The sequence below is a fragment of the Gammaproteobacteria bacterium genome (assembly GCA_019911805.1).
Classification (GTDB): domain Bacteria; phylum Pseudomonadota; class Gammaproteobacteria; order Thiohalobacterales; family Thiohalobacteraceae; genus JAHJQQ01.
The window spans coordinates 49031-65125 of the sequence record JAIOJV010000016.1; the positions used below are offsets into that span (position 1 = coordinate 49031).

The following is a 16095-nucleotide window of genomic DNA, read 5'->3' on the forward strand; positions in this document are numbered from 1 at the left end:
GCGGTGCTGCGCGTCTGAACCCAGCCTACGTCCGTTACACTCTTTTCAGCGCTCATTATAACTTTCCTTCGTGTCCTTCGTGGTTGATGCCTTCCACGTACACTCACTCCTCCTCCAGCGTATTGCGCCAGCGCTGGTCGTCGCGGATGAACAAGCGGTTGGCCTCCTGGGGACCCCAGCTGCCGGCGGGATAGGTGTGGATATAGTCGCGCTCGGTGGACCAGACTTTGAGGATGGGGTCCATCACACGCCAGGCCCAGGAAACCTCGTCGTAGCGCAGAAACAGTGAACTGTCGCCGTCGATCACGTCCAGTAGCAGTGTCTCGTAGGCGTCGATGTCATACGGTGAACGACTGCAGGTGGCGGCGTCCAGCTGCTGGGTCACGGCCCGCATCTCCAGACCCGGCTCCTTCACCTGCAACTCCAGCCGCAGGCATTCGTTGGGCTGGATGTTCATCAACAGCCAGTTGGGGCGCATCTGCTCGATCTGGGTCTCACGGAACAGCTGCTGCGGCGGATGCTTGAAGCGGATGCCGATCAGCGAATTATCATGCGCCATGCGCTTGCCGGTGCGTAAAAAAAATGGCACGTTGCGCCAGCGCCAATTGTCGATGTGCAACTTCAGTACGGCATAGGTCTCGGTGCTGCTGCTGGGTGGTACATCCTTCTCTTCCAGATAGGACACGACCTTGTCCCGACCGACGGTGCCGCGCGCGTACTGGGCGCGGAAGGCGTGTGCGTGCACCGCACTCTGCGAGATCGGTCGGATGGAACGCAGCACCTTCACCTTCTCGTCACGCAGCGACTCGGCGTCGAGGGTGGCGGGCGGCTCCATGGCCACCAGCGTCAGCATCTGCAGCAGATGACTCTGCACCATGTCGCGCAACGCCCCCACACCGTCATAATAGCCGGCGCGCATCTCGATCCCCGCCGTTTCGGCATGGCTGATCTGCACATGGTCGATGTAGTTGCGGTTCCACAGTGGCTCGAGCATGAGGTTGGCAAAACGGAACACCAGGATGTTCTGGATGGTGCCCTTGCCGAGGTAATGGTCGATGCGAAACAGCTGGTCCTCGCGCCAGTGTCGGTGCAGGCGTGCGTTGAGAATCTCGGCGCTCTCGAGGTCGTAGCCGAACGGTTTCTCGATGACCACCCGGCGCCAGCCGTCGGCGTCGCCATTGAGTTCGACCTCGGCCAGATGATGGCTGACCACACCAAAATCGGTGGGTGCGACCGCCATGTAGAAGGCGATGTTGGCGGGATATTCGGGTGCGGCCAGGGTCTCGCGCAGTCGCGGATAGAGTTCGGCATCATCCAGGTCGCCGCGAAAGAAGAACAGCCGCTCCAGAAAACGCGCGAGTACCTTGTGGTCCAGCCCCATGCGCACGCGCTTCTCCAGCCAGCCCGCCACCACCTTGCGCCAGGCGTCGTCGTCCCAGTCACGGCGCCCGACGCCGAGCACCCGCATCTCCCCAGGCAGCCGTCCAGCCTGCTCCAGATGGTACAGCGCCGGCATGAGCTTCTTCTGTGAGAGGTTGCCGGTCGCGCCGAAGATCACGAACGTACAGGGATCGGGCATGGCGTTGATCAGTCCTCAGTAGCGAACAGGGACGCGCGTCTGGAAAAGCACTTCAACCGCAAAGGACGCGAAGGCGCGCGAAGGAAATTCTGAAAAAAATCCAAAAACCGCATTTGCCACGGAAACACACGGAAATACACGGAAGGCGAGGGTGCGGCGGGTTATGAACTCCGTGTGCTTCCGTGTGCTTCCGTGTGTTTCCGTGGCTGAAATGAGTTTTTTGTTTGTCACTCGTTGATGATTTACCTTTGCGCGCCTTTGCGTCCTTTGTGGTAAAGATTCCTGGCCCCTCATTTCTTCGCCACCGCGTGTCCGCCGAAGGCGTTGCGCATCATGGCGAGCAGCTTGTTGGCGTAGCCTTCGCGGTCCTGGCTGGCGAAGCGCATGGCCAGGGCGAGGGTGATGACGGGCAGCGCCTGGCCCTGATCGATGGCCTCGATGGCGGTCCAGCGGCCCTCGCCGGAATCGGCCACCACCGGCTGGATGTCCTCGAGCCCCTGATCGGCCTGGAGCGCATCGGCGGTCAGGTCCAGCAGCCAGCTGCGCACCACCGAACCATGGCGCCACAATTCGGCGACCTGCGCGAGATCGAGCTGGAACTCCTGCTTGCCGCGCAACAGCGCGAAACCCTCGGCGAGGGCCTGCATCATGCCGTACTCCACGCCGTTGTGGACCATCTTGGTGAAGTGCCCGGCACCGACCGGGCCGACGTGCGCCCAGCCATGATCGTGCCCCGGCGCCAGCACCTGCAACGCCGGTTTGAGCCGGGCGATGGCGGCATCGCTGCCGCCGACCATGAGACAATAGCCGTTCTCCAGCCCCCAGACGCCACCCGAGGTGCCGGCGTCCACGAACTCGATGCCCTGCTCGGCCAGCCAGGCGCCGCGGCGCTGGCTGTCATGATAATTGGCGTTGCCCCCGTCGACGATCACGTCACCCGGCGCGAGCAGCTCGCGCAGTTCGTCCAGATGCGTCTCGGTGACGGCACCGGCCGGCAGCATCACCCAGACGACGCGCGGCGCAGTGAGCCGGGTCACCGCGTCGGCCAGCGACCCGGCCGGGATCAACCCCTCCGCAGCCGCCAGTTCATCGGCGACCGCGCGGGTACGATTGTAGCCCACCACCTCGATGCCACCGCGGCACAGACGGCGCGCCATATTGGCGCCCATGCGTCCCAGACCGATCATCGCCATACGCATTGTGCGTCTCCCTGCTCGTCCTACGGATGTTGGCCAGTATAGCCGCACCTGCGCGGTGCGCCTGCGACCGTGTGACTTGACGACGCGTGTCCGGCTCCCGCAGGCTAGGAGCCTGTCGGACTTGGGACTGATCTACTGCGCCGGGTAAGATAGCCGCCCCAAGTCCGATCAGACTCCTAGTGCGCTCACCTGCAAACCAGCCCACAGTGCCGCCCATGAAAATCCTGTTCGCCAGCAGCGAGGCCCACCCGCTCATCAAGACCGGCGGACTCGCCGACGTCTCCGGCGCACTGCCCAAGGCCCTCGCCGGCCTCGGTCAGGACGTACGCCTGGTGCTGCCCGCCTACTGGGACCTGCTGGCGCGCACCGGCGAGGCCCGCGAGGTCGGCCGCGTCGATATCGTCGCGGGCATGGGACCGGTGCGGATCCTGCAGACCACCCTGCCCGACACCGATCTGTCCGTCTACCTGGTCGCGGCACCGCACTGCTTCGACCGGCTCGGCAATCCCTACGTGGGACCGGACGGCCGCGACTGGCCGGACAACGCGCAGCGCTTCGCCAGTTTCGCGCGCGCCGTCGTGGAACTGGCCATGGACCGCGCCGGCTTGGGCTGGCAGCCCGATCTGGTGCACTGCAACGACTGGCAGACCGGGCTGGTGCCGGCGTTGCTGGGGCTGGAGACCACGCGCCCGGCAACGGTCTTCACCGTCCACAATCTAGCCTATCAGGGTCTGTTCGACCGGACGACCTTCGAGACGCTGCGACTGCCTGCTGAGTGGTGGTCGCCGCAGGCCCTGGAGTTCCACGATCAGGTCTCGTTCATCAAGGGCGGCCTGGTGTACGCTGATCGCATCACCACCGTGAGCCCGACCTACGCCCGGGAGATCCGCACGCCGGAACTCGGCAATGGCCTCGACGGCCTGCTGAACACGCGCGCCGACGCACTGTCCGGCATACTCAACGGCGCGGACTATAGCCAGTGGGACCCGGCCACCGATCCGTTGCTGCGGCATCACTTCAGCGCCGCGCAGCCGCAAGGCAAGGCCGCCAACAAAACGGCCCTGCAAGAGGCCTTCGGATTGCCACAGGACGCGCATCTGCCGCTGCTCGTGCACGTCGGGCGACTGGTGGAACAGAAGGGCATCGATCTGTTGCTCGACATCCTGCCGGAGCTCATGACGCGGCCGCTGCAGGTGGCCCTGCTCGGCAGTGGCCAGAAGCAACTCGAGGACGCCCTGCGCACGGCCCAGGCGGCCTACCCCCGACGGTTCGGCCTGCGCCTCGGCTACGACGAGCCGCTGGCGCACCTGCTCGAGGCCGGTGGCGATGCCTTCCTGATGCCGTCACGCTTCGAGCCCTGCGGGCTGAATCAGATCTACAGCCTGCGCTACGGCACCCTGCCCATCGTGCGCCGCACTGGCGGTCTGGCGGATACCGTGGTCGATACCGACGCCGCCAGCCTTCAACAGGGCACCGCCACCGGCTTCGTGTTCGACGCGGCCTCGCCGGAGGCGCTGCTGGCCGTGATCGACCGGGCGCTCACGCTGTACCAACAGCCCGACGCCTGGGCCCGCGTAATGCAGACCGCCATGCGCCAGGACTACAGCTGGACACGCAGCGCACAACGCTACGTCGATCTGTATCGCGCTCTGGCCACGGGCGACTGAGCCCGACGGGTGACCCAAGCCCTTGATACATCATCGCCAGGTCCCGAATCCCGGAACACCGAGGGGGCACAATTCGGGCCCTGGTGGTTTATAATGCGGGGCTCTTTGCGCCGACGCTGCGCGCCGCCAACCTTCGCTGTGGACCCATGATGCCCGAGACCTCCCCGCAGACCGTGATCGACCAGCCCCGCGACAAGGACCTGCGCACCCGCGTGCGTCTGTTCGGCGACCTGCTCGGCAACGTGCTGCGCGCCCAGGAGGGGGGCCAGGTGCTGGCGGCGGTGGAGACGCTGCGTAAGGGCTTCATCCGGCTGCGCGGTGCGGACGACGCGCGCCTGCGCGCGCGCCTGATGCGGACCATCGACGGCCTCGACCCGCAGCTGCTCACCCATGTGGTGCGTGCCTTCCACCTCTACTTCGGGCTGGTCAACATCGCCGAGCAGGCCTTCGAACACCGCCAGCGCCTGCGTGAGCTGTCCAGCGGCGGTCCGTTGTGGCTGGGTTCCTTCGACCACACCCTGCGTGAGTTATGTGATCGCGGCATCACCCCCGAGCAGCTGCAGACGCTGTTGGACCAGATCCGCTACATCCCGGTATTCACCGCGCACCCGACCGAGTCCAAGCGCCGCACCATCATGGAGACGCTGCGGCGCATCTTCGTGATCAGCGAGCAGCTCGATACCACCAAGCTGAGCAAGGAACAGCGCGACGAGATCATCCAGGATCTGCAGAACGAGATCCAGATCCTGTGGAAGACCGATGAGGTGCGTGTACACAAGCCGCGCGTGCGCGACGAGATCCGCAACGGGCTCTATTATTTTCGCGACAGCCTGTTCGACGCCGTGCCGGCCATCTACCGCAACCTGGAACGGGCGGTGCGCCGTATCTACCTCAACGGCAGCCAGGTCGCCGAGCTGCCGGTCCATGTGCCGAGCGTGCTGCGCTTCGGCTCCTGGATCGGAGGCGACCGCGACGGCAATCCCTTCGTGCTACCCGAGACCACCGAGCTGGCACTGCGCATGCATATGCGCGAGGCCATTTGCCACTATCTGCGGCGTGTCGATGCGCTGCGCCATAAACTGACGCATTCCGACCTGCTGTGCCAGCCCACAGCCGAGTTCCGCGCGGGGCTCGCGCGCGATGAGGAGCGTTTCATAGTAGCCTTCGGGGATCACCCGTCGCGCTACAGCCACGAGCCCTACCGCCGCAAGCTGTTCATCGTGCGCTACCGCCTGCGCCGTAATCTGGCTGCAATCAACGACCAGATCGACCGCGAGGGCAAGGCCGACCTCGGTCCGTATGAGCACCGTTATCTGAACGAGCAGGATCTGCTGCAGGATCTTTATCAGATCCGCGATTCACTGATCAGTCATGGCGATGCGCGCATTGCCGCAACGGACCTGACCGACCTCATCCGCCTGCTCGAGACCTTCGGCTTCTTCCTGATGCAGCTCGACATCCGCCAGGAATCGACACGCCACGCCGATGCCGTCACGGACGTACTGCGCCAGTTGCCCGAGGCACCCGATTACACCGCACTCGATGACGCCGACCGGTTGCGGGTACTGGCCGAACGTATAGCCGCCGGTGCACCGCCCGCACTCGACCACAGCCGGCTCGACGAACCCACGCGCGAGACGCTGGCGGTGTTCGATGTCATGCACCGCATGCGCGGCGAGGTCAGCGCCGAGGCCTTCGGCAACTACGTCATCTCCATGACCCACAGGGCCAGCCACGTACTGGAGGTGATGTTCCTGGCCTGGCTTACGGGTCTCGCCGGACGCACTGCCGATGGCTGGTTCTGTCAGATCCGCATCAGTCCGTTGTTCGAGACCATCGAGGATCTGTCGCACGTCGAGGATGTCCTCACCGAACTGCTCGGCAACACCACCTACCGCGCCCTGCTGGAGGCCTCGGGCGATCAGCAGGAGGTGATGCTCGGCTATTCGGATTCCTGCAAGGATGGCGGCATCCTCGCCGCCGGCTGGAACCTCTACGAGGCGCAGAAGAAGATCCTGCGCATCACCGGCGAGCACGGCGTGCGCTGCCGGCTGTTCCATGGCCGCGGCGGTACCATCGGCCGCGGCGGCGGCCCGACCCACGAGGCCATTCTGGCGCAGCCGCCCGGCACCGTGCACGGCGAGATCAAGTTCACCGAACAGGGCGAGGTGCTGTCGTACAAGTACGGCAACCTGGAAACCGCCATCAACGAACTCACCATGGGCGTGACCGGCCTGCTCAAGGCCAGTCGCTCACTGGTCCAGCCGGTCGAGCCCGATCGCCGGGAACATCTCGCTATCATGGACGAACTGGCGCAGATCGGTGAAAAGGTCTACCGCGACCTGACCGACCACACCGAGGGCTTTCTCGACTATTTCTACGAGGTCTGCCCGGTGAGCGAGATCGGCCTGCTCAATATCGGCTCGCGGCCGAGTCACCGCAAGCAGGGCAGCCGCGCCAAGGCCTCCATCCGCGCCATCCCCTGGGTATTCGGCTGGGCGCAGTCACGCCACACCCTGCCGGCCTGGTACGGCATCGGTACGGCCCTCGATACCTGGCGCCAGCACGATCCCGAGCGGCTCATCACACTGCAGACCATGTATCGGGAATGGCCGTTCTTCCGCGCGTTACTCTCGAACACGCAGATGTCGCTGTTCAAGGCACGCATGGATATCGCGCGCGAATATACGGCGCTCGCCATGGACAAGGATCGCGCCGCGAACATCTTCGAGGGGATTCACGCGGAATTCCACCGCACGCGCACGCACGTGCTCGCCGTCGCCAACCAGAAGGTGCTCATTCAGGAGAACCCGCCGCTGTATCTGTCGCTCAGCCGGCGCGACCCCTATCTGGACCCACTCAACCACATCCAGCTGACGCTGCTCAAGCGCTACCGCAACGAGCGGCTGCCGGAGGCCGACCGCGAACACTGGCGCGATGCGCTGCTGCGTTCGATCAATGCCATCGCCGGCGGCATGCGCAACACGGGCTGACATGATTCCATGAAAACGACACTCGACGCCATCGCCGCCTTCCGCCGCCTGCGCGACGGCAACCAGCGTTTCGCCGCGGGACTGCGCAGTATCGATACGATGGCCACCCACACCAAGCGCGCCGAACTGACCTCGGGTCAGACACCGTTTGCCATCATCCTGGGCTGCTCGGACTCGCGCGTACCTGCCGAGATCATCTTCGATCAGGGACTGGGTGATCTGTTCGTCATTCGCGTGGCCGGTAATGTCGTGGCACCGTCGCAGATCGGCAGTGTGGAATTTGCCGCCGCCGAGTTCGATATCCGTCTGGTGGTGGTGCTGGGCCATTCACAGTGTGGCGCGGTCAGTGCCAGCATCAGTGCATTGCGGCATCCCGACGAGGAACATTCACTGAATATCCGCTCCATCGTCGACCGCATCCGCCCCGCCATCGCGGGGCTGATGTCGACGGAACTGCGCGACCAGCCGGCGGCGCTGCTGCAGCAGGCCGTCCGGGCCAATGTGCGCGCGTCGGTGAACCAGATGCGGCATGGCTCGGTGATGCTCGAGGATCTGACCAACCATGGCGGGCTGCTCATCGTGGGCGCAGAATACTCACTCGAAACCGGCGTCGTGGACTTCTTCGACGGCATGCCCGAAAGCGGCTGAGACCCCGGTGGGAGCGCGGTCGTCTCCGCGCCGCCCGGAACTGTCCAGAATCGCCCTGAGGAGGGACCATGCGGACACTGCGTCTAATCCTGATCACGCTCACGCTGGCATTAGTGCTGGCGCCACCGGCACCGGCCGGGACGACGCCGACCGAGCTGGTGTTCGGTGTGGCCGATCAGGTCGTCGCGCGCCTGCGCGAAGGCCAGCCTCTCAACGACAACCAGGCCTATGACCTGGTGGATGACCTCATCCTCCCGCATCTCGATTTTGAGGCCTTTTCGCGGCTCACATTGGGCAAACACTGGCGCCAGGCGAGCCCGGAACAGCGTGTGGCCTTCACGCACGAGTTCAAGTCGATGCTGATACATACCTACGCGAGTTCGCTGAACACCTATGCGGGTGAGGCCTTCGAGCATGTCGGGGAGCGTAACGAGGGGGACGACCGCGTACTGGTGCAGACACGCTTCGTCCGCAGCCATGGCGAGCCCGTGCGCGTCGATTATCGCCTGCACCGGCGTGACGGTGAGTGGAAGATCTACGATGTGGTCATCGAAGGCGTGAGTATGGTGCTCAACTACCGCGCGAGCTTCGGCGAGGAGATCAGCCGCGGCGGGCTGGACAAACTCATCCAGCGCATGGCGAGCCACCAGGAGCAGCTGCCGGGTGTGAAGATTCCGTAGCACACCGATGGAAGGCCCCAGGGCAGGGCCGCCCACGGATCCCGACCTGTGGCAGCAGGATGAATCGATTTTTGGCCAGCGTGATGCGCCGCGCGGGTCGCACGGACGTGCACCAGGACGACGCCAGGGCGATACCAGAATAACTCAGGAATGACTCCGGGACGGCGCTCGGAACGACGCGGCTACGCCACTTGCACCGGGATGTCGTGGCCCATGCGGACAATCTGATTACGCTCGTTCAGATAGACCAGTGTCGGCTTGAAGCTCACCGCCTCCTGCTGGCTGAGAATGGCGTAGCTGCAGATGATGACACGGTCGCCGGGGGCGGCCTTGTGGGCGGCGGCACCGTTCACGGAAACGATACCCGAGCCCTCCTGGGCGCGGATGGCATAGGTCGTAAGACGCGCGCCATTGGTCTTGTTATAGATATGGATCTGCTCGTATTCGCGGATCCCGGCCGTATCCAGCAACAGACCATCGATCGCGCAGGACCCTTCATACTCGAGCTCGGAGTGGGTCACGCAGGCGTGGTGAAGCTTGGCTTTCAGCAGGGTCAATTGCATGGCGAATGGGAGAGACTGCGGTTGCGGAGATGGGATTATCTCCGATCGGCGCAGGGGGTGCAATCGACGTCGGTCAAGACTGCAGAAATCACGCCCTACTACAGAGAAATCCGCAGGTTATCGATCAGGCGCGTCACCCCCAGGCGGACTGCGGCGAGAATCACCAAGTGTGCGTCGCCCGCCGCGGCCGGCTGCAGGTCGGGGCGGCGGATACTGACATAATCCGTGTGGAACCCCTCGGTCCTCAGGACGTACTCCGCGGCCCGCTCCAGCGCCTCGAAATCCCGCTCACCCGCGCGCAGCTGGTCCGCCACGTCGTTCAGTGTCTGTGCCAGCAACGGTGCCAGGGCGCGCTGCGTGGCTGTAAGATAACGGTTGCGGGAACTCATCGCCAGGCCATCCGACTCGCGTACCGTCGGCACACCGACCACCGCGATGGGCCAGCCCAGATCCGCGACCATGCGCCGGATGACAGCGAGCTGCTGATAGTCCTTCTCGCCGAACACCGCCACGTGCGGCTGCACCAGGTTGAACAGCCGCGCCACCACCGTGGTCACGCCGTCGAAATGCCCCGGCCGATGGGCGCCCTCCAGCATATCGCCCAGCACGGGCACCGACACCCGTGTCAGCGTCACCAGTGGCCGCGGGTACATGGTCTCGACACTGGGTAGGAACGCGACATCGGCACCCGCGTCCTCGAGCGCCGCGCAGTCGGCCTCCGGCGTGCGTGGATAGCGCGCGAAATCCTCGTCCGGGCCGAACTGCAGTGGATTGACGAAGATGCTCGCCACCGTACGATCCGCCTGCGTGCGTGCGGTTTCGACCAGCCGCAGATGCCCGGCGTGCAGATTGCCCATGGTCGGCACGAAGGCGATGCACGCGCCCTCGGCGTGCCATTGCGCCAGCGTACGGCGCAGGGTCTCGATGCTGTCGGTTCGGATCATGGCGGCCCGTGTTGAAGGCTTTTGATCGCACAAACAATCCACACTCAGAAGCAATGCTCCGGCGCAGGAAAGCTGCCGTCCTGGACGGCCCGGAGGTAGGCCTCGACGGCAGCCTGGATGCTGCCGGCGCCGGCCATGAAATCCCTGGCGAATCTGGGCGCTTTACCAGGCGTGATGCCAAGCATGTCCTGCAGGACCAGTACCTGGCCGTCGCACTCGGGACCGGCACCGATGCCGATCACCGGCATGCTGACGGCGCGGGTGATCTCGCCAGCCAGTGCCGCCGGCACGCACTCCAGCACCAGCAGCGCGGCACCGGCGGACTCCAGGCCGCGCGCATCCTCGAGGATGGCGTGCGCCGCCTCGCGCTCGCGTCCCTGGACGCGGTAGCCACCGAGCTGGTGCACCGATTGTGGCAACAGCCCCAGGTGGCCGCAGACCGGGATGCCCTGCTGTACCAGATCGTGAACGATCTCGGTGACCCGCGCACCGCCTTCGAGCTTGACCATCTGCGCCCCGCCTTCGCGCATCAATCGCGCGGCGTTGGCCAGCGCCGCGCGCACGTCCGCATAGGTCATGAATGGCATATCCACCACGCGCAGGGCACGGCGTGCCCCGCGGGCGACGGCGGCGGCATGGTAGATCATGTCATCCAGCGTCACCGGCAGCGTCGATTCCCGTCCCTGTACCACCATACCGAGCGAGTCACCGACGATGATCATGTCCACGCCAGCCGCGTCGATCAGCCGGGCGAAGCCGGCGTCATAGGCGGTGAGGCAGGTGATCTTCTCGCCGGCCGCCTTCATACGCGCGAGGCTGGCGCGGGTGACAGGCTGACTGGGGTTGTGACTGCTCATGGCTGTGTGCCCTCATGTCGACGAGACCGCGTGGTGGCTGAAGTCTACAGGGAAACCGGCATGGGGTTGAAATAGTGCCGGCCACTGCCGAGGCGATGGATCTGCTCCAACAGCTCTGCATAGGCCGTCTCGTCATTGATCAGATCGATGTGTGCGGCATTCACGATCAGCAACGGACAGGCGTCGAATTCGAAGAAGAACTTCGCGTAACCCTCGGACAGACGCTCCAGATAACCGGCATCGATGTGCTGTTCGTAGACGATGCCACGTCGGGCAATGCGCCCGAGCAGCACGTCCACCGGCGCCTGCAGATAGATCACCAGATCCGGCATCGGGGCGTCCAGTGTCAGGTGGCCGTAGACCTGCTCGTAGAGCTTGTATTCCTGCTCGTCCAACGTCATGCGGGCGAACAGCTGATCCTTCTCGATCAGAAAATCTGCAACCCGCACCGGCCGGAACATGTCGCCCTGGCGCAGCTCCTGCATCTGGCGCGCGCGTTGCAACAGGAAGAACAACTGCGTGGACAATGCGCCCTGGCGCGGATTACGGTAGAAGCGTTCCAGGAACGGATTCTCCGCCGCATCCTCCAGCAGCAGTTCGCTGCCGAAGCTGTCCGCGAGCCGCCGCGCCAGGCTCGTCTTGCCCACCCCGATGGGCCCTTCGACCACGATGTAGCCGGGATTCGGTTCAATCATGCCTGCAGCTTCGCTATTCGATATTCGTTTTTATTACCACGAAATCCACAAAAAACCTGGCGGACAATTCCTTCCAGGAACGCTCGCCTGAATCCGTCATCCTGGTACATGCTGGGATCCAGTTCTGCGAATCTGTGGATTCCCACTTCCACGTGATGGACGGGGCGCATTGTTCAGCATTCCCTCGGCAGCACTTTCGCGGATTTCGTGGTCACCCGATCCGTCACAGTCACTTGCTGCCCCCCACCAACCTTTCCAGACCCTCGGGCGGGCAGCGCGTCAGCAGGGCCGGCAGCGGGCCCAGGCCGGGGATGTCCAGGTCCGGCGCAAGTTCGGCCAGTGGATAGAGCACAAAGTTGCGCGCGGCGATGCCTGGGTGTGGTACCTGCAGGCGGGCGCTGTCGATACGCCGGTCAGTGTAGAGGAGGATATCCAGATCGAGCGTGCGCGGCCCCCAGCGCTCGCCGCTGCGGTCGCGGCCGGCGCGTGCCTCGATTGCCTGCAGGGCATCGAGCAGCGTCTCGGGTGCGAGCCGCGTGTGCAGGCGCGCGACGGCATTGATATAGTCGGGCTGGCCCGGCGGCCCCATGGGTGCGCTGCGGTAGAGCTGCGAACATCCGGCGAGCTCGGTCTGCTCCAGCGCGGCCAGTGCGGCCAGACCGGCCCGCACCTGGCGCACCGGGTCATCGAGGTTGCTGCCCAGCCCCACGAAGACTGTCTCCGCGCCCACCTAGCCGTCGCCGCCGTCCGTGCCGCCGGCATCGGTCGCGGCGGGGGACGCACGCGCTCCCGCATCCACCCCCTCTCCTTCGGTCTGGGACTTGGCGCCGTTGCGTCTGCGCCGCCGGCGCTTCTTGGCCTTCTTCTCGGGGGCCAGCATCGCCTCGCGCGCCTCGCCGGGCTGCTCCTGGAAGTCCGTCCACCACTGACAGAGCTCCAAATCCACCTCGCCCGACTCGCCGCGCAGCAGCAGAAAATCGTAGGCGGCACGGAAGCGCGGGTGACTGACCAGCCGCAGCGGACGTCGCCCGCTGCGCTGCTCGAAGCGTGGCTGCAGCGACCAGATCTCGCGCATCGGCAGACTGAAACGCTTGGGGATGGCGGTGTGGCTGGCCTGTGCGTTGACGATCCAGTTGCCGGCCGCCTGCAGCGCGGCGAGATCGCCCAGCTCCTGAGCCGTTGCCCGCCAGCGTTTGAGCACCGGCGGCCACAGCAACGCGGCGAACAGAAACGCGGGCGTGACCGGCCGCCCGTCGGCGACGCGCTGGTCGGTATTTTCCAGCGCGCGGCCGATGAGAATCTGCGGGTGGCCATCGATCTCCTCGGCCAGCGCCGCCTCGGAGTCCGGAAACAGCTTGCCGAACAGACCGTAGTGGCGCAGCAGTCCGAAGCCGGTGAGGCCCTCGCCCGCCATGAACAGCTTGAGCACCTCTTCGTAGAGGCGCGCCGAAGAAATATCGAACAACAGATCCGACAGGACGGGGATGGGCGCGGCGGTGGCGTCATCGATACGAAAGCCGAGCTTGGCGGCGAAGCGCACCGCCCGCAGCATACGTACCGGGTCTTCGCGGTAGCGCGCCGTGGGATCGCCGATCAGGCGCAGCAGGCCGGCACGCAAATCGTCCATCCCACCGACGAAGTCACGCACCGAAAAATCGGCGATGTCGTAATACAGGGCGTTGACGGTGAAGTCGCGCCGCCAGGCGTCCTCCTCGAAGGTACCGTAGACATTGTCGCGGAGGATGCGCCCCTCGTCGGTCATAGTGAGCTCGGCGACGTCGTCCTCACCCGGCGCGTGCTGGCCGCGGAAGGTCGCCACTTCGATGACCTCGCGGCCGAAGACGATATGGGCAAGCCGGAAGCGTCGGCCGATCAGCCGGCAGTTACGGAACAGCTGCCGCACCTCGTCGGGATGGGCGTCGGTGGCGACGTCGAAATCCTTGGGTTCGCGCCCGAGCAGCAGATCGCGCACCCCACCGCCGACGAGGCAGGCCTGATGGCCGGCATCCTTGAGGCGATACAGTACCTTCAGCGCATTCGGGCTGATATTGGCGCGGGAGATCGCGTGTTCGGAGCGCGGGATGACGGTGGATGTGGGTGGATTGATCGCTGTTTCTTCCTGCTGAACGGTCACGACGAGGGCGGTTGCGGTCTGCTTGTACTCGCCCGACGCGCGCGTATAATACCACCGCTCAGCGCCCGGGTGCAGTCGCCAGGCGCGGTTTCGCTCCGCTCCCTTCGTCTAGTGGTTAGGACGCTGGCCTCTCACGCCGGTAACAGGGGTTCGAATCCCCTAGGGAGCGCCATTTTCTCAGTGAGATACAAGAGTCAAGTTACAAGAGGCAAGTGAAAACCTGCGCCCGAATCCGCCGGCACAGGTACTCCATACCCTCGGAGACTGTTGTATCTTGCCACTTGTATCTTGCTAACTGTTTTTAATAGGTTGCCGCATCGCGGAGCTCGCTCATGACGGTGTTCAGCGAGGTGTCGCGGTTGTCCACCAGGCAGACCAGATTCCCGACGCTGCACACCGACGCGCCGCCGCCGCGCACGATCCAGCCGCGCGGTGGGGTCCAGCCGCGGACCTGAGTGAACATGGAGAGCTGATCGACGTTGGCCTGCACCATGCGTTTGTACTCCAGCGCGAAGTGCGCCAGGCGCGTCATGTCGGAGTCGTCCAGCATACCGTAGCCCTCCAGCAGCGACCCGTCATCGCGGAACAGACAGATGGCCTGCACGCCATCGATGGCCAGAAGACGTCGTATCATGGCCGCCTACTCCGCCAGCGCCGCGTAGGCCTGTTCATAGTCCGCCTCTTCATTGCGCATGACGACGCCGCAGTTCTCCGTTGTCACTGCCGTCCAGTCGAAGCCCACCAGCGTGAAGCCCTGGATCGGATAGAAACCCTGTGCGCCGGTCACCTTCTCCCAGCCGCGCGCCTGCATGGTGGCGATGGCGGTGTTGGCGACGCACACATGGCAGAGCAGATCGAGGCCCTCCGGTGTGAGCACGCTACCGGGGGCGATCCGGTGCATGCCCAGTTCACCGCGATCGGAAAACTCGAAGGCGGCCAGCGCGCCGGGCAGATTCATCAGTCGCTGCAGATCAGGCATAGGGATTCATCCTCCAGACAGGGAATACTGATCTTTCAAGATCGAGACGTGCGCCGACAACGGGGCGCTCCTCGTCCCTGGCCCTCCGCTGACCCGGACAGCGGGGGGCAGCGTCATCCAGACTTCAAGGGCCGCAGCGCTCAGCCCACCTTAGATGAGATCCTGCGGCGCACCCGCCAGGCGGCTGCGCAACAGGCCCATCACCGCGTTCAATGACGCCGTGTCGTTGTCCAGAAAGCAGAAGACGTTGGCCACGGCGCAGACGGTGTACTTCGGGCCGCGCACGACCCAGCCACCGGCCGGCGCGCCACCATCCGGATGGATGCTTGCCATGATGTCGGTCTGCATATGCACGCCCATACTGGTGGCCCGGCACATGATGGAGGCCATGCGTGCGTGTTCTTCACTGATGCCGCCTTTGTAGGAGAAGCGGTCGCCGCGGTAGGAATACTCGCCCGTGGCGAACACCCCTTCCAGCGTGGCGAGATCGGCGATGAGCGACATACGAACCCCCCAGCCCTGGCTTGTAATTATTTGGCTTGGCGGAAGGTGTAACACACTTTATTGATATTTGTCACGGTTGCGTCGGGGCGCCGGAATCTGGTACTTGTAGCGGTTGTTCCGAGTCGCCCGGCCGCCCCCGCATGGCCCACACCCCTGAACTCCCAGCCGCCCCCCTGCGGACACGGCTCGCCGCACTGTTCTATGACAGCCTGCTGACATTCGCATTGCTCATGGTCGCGACCGCCGCGGCCTTCGGGCTCAAGGGTGGCAATGTCGCCCCACAGGACCCGCTCTTCCGGCTGTATCTACTGATGGTGATGGCGCTGTTCTTCTGTGGCTTCTGGGTGGCGGGCGGCCAGACGCTGGGGATGCGCAGCTGGCATCTGCGCGTGCAGCGCCGCGACGGCCGCCCACTGGGCTGGTGGCAGGCACTGTGGCGGTTCGCGCTGGCGGTGCCCTCGGTGGGCCTGGCGGGGATCGGCCTGTGGTGGCTGCTGCTCGATCCACACCATCTGGCGCTGCACGACCGCCTGTCGGGCACGCGCGTGGTGGTGGTGCCGCGGCGGGCGTGAGGCGGGAGGCGGGAGGAGAAAGAAATTTGGCCACGGAAGCACACGGAAAAACACGGAAAGAAGTCATTGCTAAAATCCCGC

General features: G+C 64.8%; 16 protein-coding genes and 1 tRNA gene. 6 read left to right on the forward strand and 11 right to left on the reverse strand.

The window, feature by feature from the left end; genetic code table 11:
- Positions 1-103: 103 nt before the first annotated feature.
- Positions 104-1579, reverse strand: coding sequence for a glucose-6-phosphate dehydrogenase (zwf, locus tag K8I04_01070; GenBank protein ID MBZ0070314.1), 1476 nt, complete (start codon positions 1577-1579; stop codon positions 104-106).
- Positions 1580-1869: 290 nt separating this feature from the next.
- Positions 1870-2778 (reverse strand): decarboxylating 6-phosphogluconate dehydrogenase, encoded by a 909-nt coding sequence (gene gnd, locus K8I04_01075; GenBank protein MBZ0070315.1) that lies wholly within the window; start codon positions 2776-2778, stop codon positions 1870-1872.
- Between the two features lie 215 nt (positions 2779-2993).
- On the opposite strand from gnd, the gene glgA reads away from it, so the two are divergent.
- The 4 genes from glgA to K8I04_01095 all read left to right on the forward strand — a co-directional run bounded on the left by glgA (position 2994) and on the right by K8I04_01095 (position 8766).
- Positions 2994-4445 carry a glycogen synthase GlgA gene (glgA, locus tag K8I04_01080; protein MBZ0070316.1) on the forward strand — a complete coding sequence of 484 codons (1452 nt, stop codon included), beginning with the start codon at positions 2994-2996 and terminating at the stop codon, positions 4443-4445.
- Positions 4446-4594: 149 nt separating this feature from the next.
- Positions 4595-7438 (forward strand): phosphoenolpyruvate carboxylase, encoded by a 2844-nt coding sequence (gene ppc / locus K8I04_01085; protein ID MBZ0070317.1) that lies wholly within the window; start codon positions 4595-4597, stop codon positions 7436-7438.
- A 9-nt stretch (positions 7439-7447) separates the two neighbouring features.
- On the forward strand, positions 7448-8086 hold the full coding sequence (locus K8I04_01090; GenBank protein MBZ0070318.1) for a carbonic anhydrase: 639 nt from the start codon (positions 7448-7450) through the stop codon (positions 8084-8086).
- A 68-nt stretch (positions 8087-8154) separates the two neighbouring features.
- Complete coding sequence (locus tag K8I04_01095) at positions 8155-8766, forward strand: ABC transporter substrate-binding protein (GenBank protein ID MBZ0070319.1); 612 nt, start codon at positions 8155-8157, stop codon at positions 8764-8766.
- Between the two features lie 182 nt (positions 8767-8948).
- On the opposite strand, the gene K8I04_01100 is transcribed toward K8I04_01095, so the two are convergent.
- From K8I04_01100 to pcnB, 6 genes are all read right to left on the reverse strand, one after another.
- Positions 8949-9329, reverse strand: a complete 381-nt coding sequence (locus K8I04_01100; GenBank protein ID MBZ0070320.1) for an aspartate 1-decarboxylase — start codon at positions 9327-9329, stop codon at positions 8949-8951.
- 98 nt (positions 9330-9427) lie between these two features.
- On the reverse strand, positions 9428-10273 hold the full coding sequence (panC, locus tag K8I04_01105) for a pantoate--beta-alanine ligase (GenBank protein ID MBZ0070321.1): 846 nt from the start codon (positions 10271-10273) through the stop codon (positions 9428-9430).
- Positions 10274-10317: 44 nt separating this feature from the next.
- On the reverse strand, positions 10318-11130 hold the full coding sequence (gene panB / locus K8I04_01110) for a 3-methyl-2-oxobutanoate hydroxymethyltransferase (protein ID MBZ0070322.1): 813 nt from the start codon (positions 11128-11130) through the stop codon (positions 10318-10320).
- Between the two features lie 44 nt (positions 11131-11174).
- Complete coding sequence (locus K8I04_01115; protein MBZ0070323.1) at positions 11175-11825, reverse strand: deoxynucleoside kinase; 651 nt, start codon at positions 11823-11825, stop codon at positions 11175-11177.
- A gap of 229 nt (positions 11826-12054) precedes the next feature.
- The gene (folK, locus tag K8I04_01120) at positions 12055-12555 is read right to left on the reverse strand and encodes a 2-amino-4-hydroxy-6-hydroxymethyldihydropteridine diphosphokinase (GenBank protein ID MBZ0070324.1); all 501 of its coding nucleotides are present in this window, start codon (positions 12553-12555) and stop codon (positions 12055-12057) included.
- Positions 12556-13959 (reverse strand): polynucleotide adenylyltransferase PcnB, encoded by a 1404-nt coding sequence (gene pcnB / locus K8I04_01125; protein ID MBZ0070325.1) that lies wholly within the window; start codon positions 13957-13959, stop codon positions 12556-12558.
- A 97-nt stretch (positions 13960-14056) separates the two neighbouring features.
- On the opposite strand from pcnB, the gene K8I04_01130 reads away from it, so the two are divergent.
- A tRNA-Glu gene (locus K8I04_01130) sits at positions 14057-14131 on the forward strand.
- Between the two features lie 129 nt (positions 14132-14260).
- On the opposite strand, the gene K8I04_01135 is transcribed toward K8I04_01130, so the two are convergent.
- The 3 genes from K8I04_01135 to K8I04_01145 form a co-directional block, all read right to left on the reverse strand.
- Positions 14261-14593, reverse strand: coding sequence for a DUF2173 family protein (locus tag K8I04_01135; protein MBZ0070326.1), 333 nt, complete (start codon positions 14591-14593; stop codon positions 14261-14263).
- Between the two features lie 6 nt (positions 14594-14599).
- On the reverse strand, positions 14600-14917 hold the full coding sequence (locus tag K8I04_01140) for a DUF2173 family protein (protein ID MBZ0070327.1): 318 nt from the start codon (positions 14915-14917) through the stop codon (positions 14600-14602).
- A 171-nt stretch (positions 14918-15088) separates the two neighbouring features.
- Positions 15089-15442, reverse strand: a complete 354-nt coding sequence (locus tag K8I04_01145) for a DUF2173 family protein (GenBank protein ID MBZ0070328.1) — start codon at positions 15440-15442, stop codon at positions 15089-15091.
- A 140-nt stretch (positions 15443-15582) separates the two neighbouring features.
- Here K8I04_01145 and K8I04_01150 point away from each other — a divergent pair, with 140 nt between their 5' ends.
- Positions 15583-16014, forward strand: coding sequence for an RDD family protein (locus K8I04_01150; protein ID MBZ0070329.1), 432 nt, complete (start codon positions 15583-15585; stop codon positions 16012-16014).
- Positions 16015-16095 lie beyond the last annotated feature (81 nt).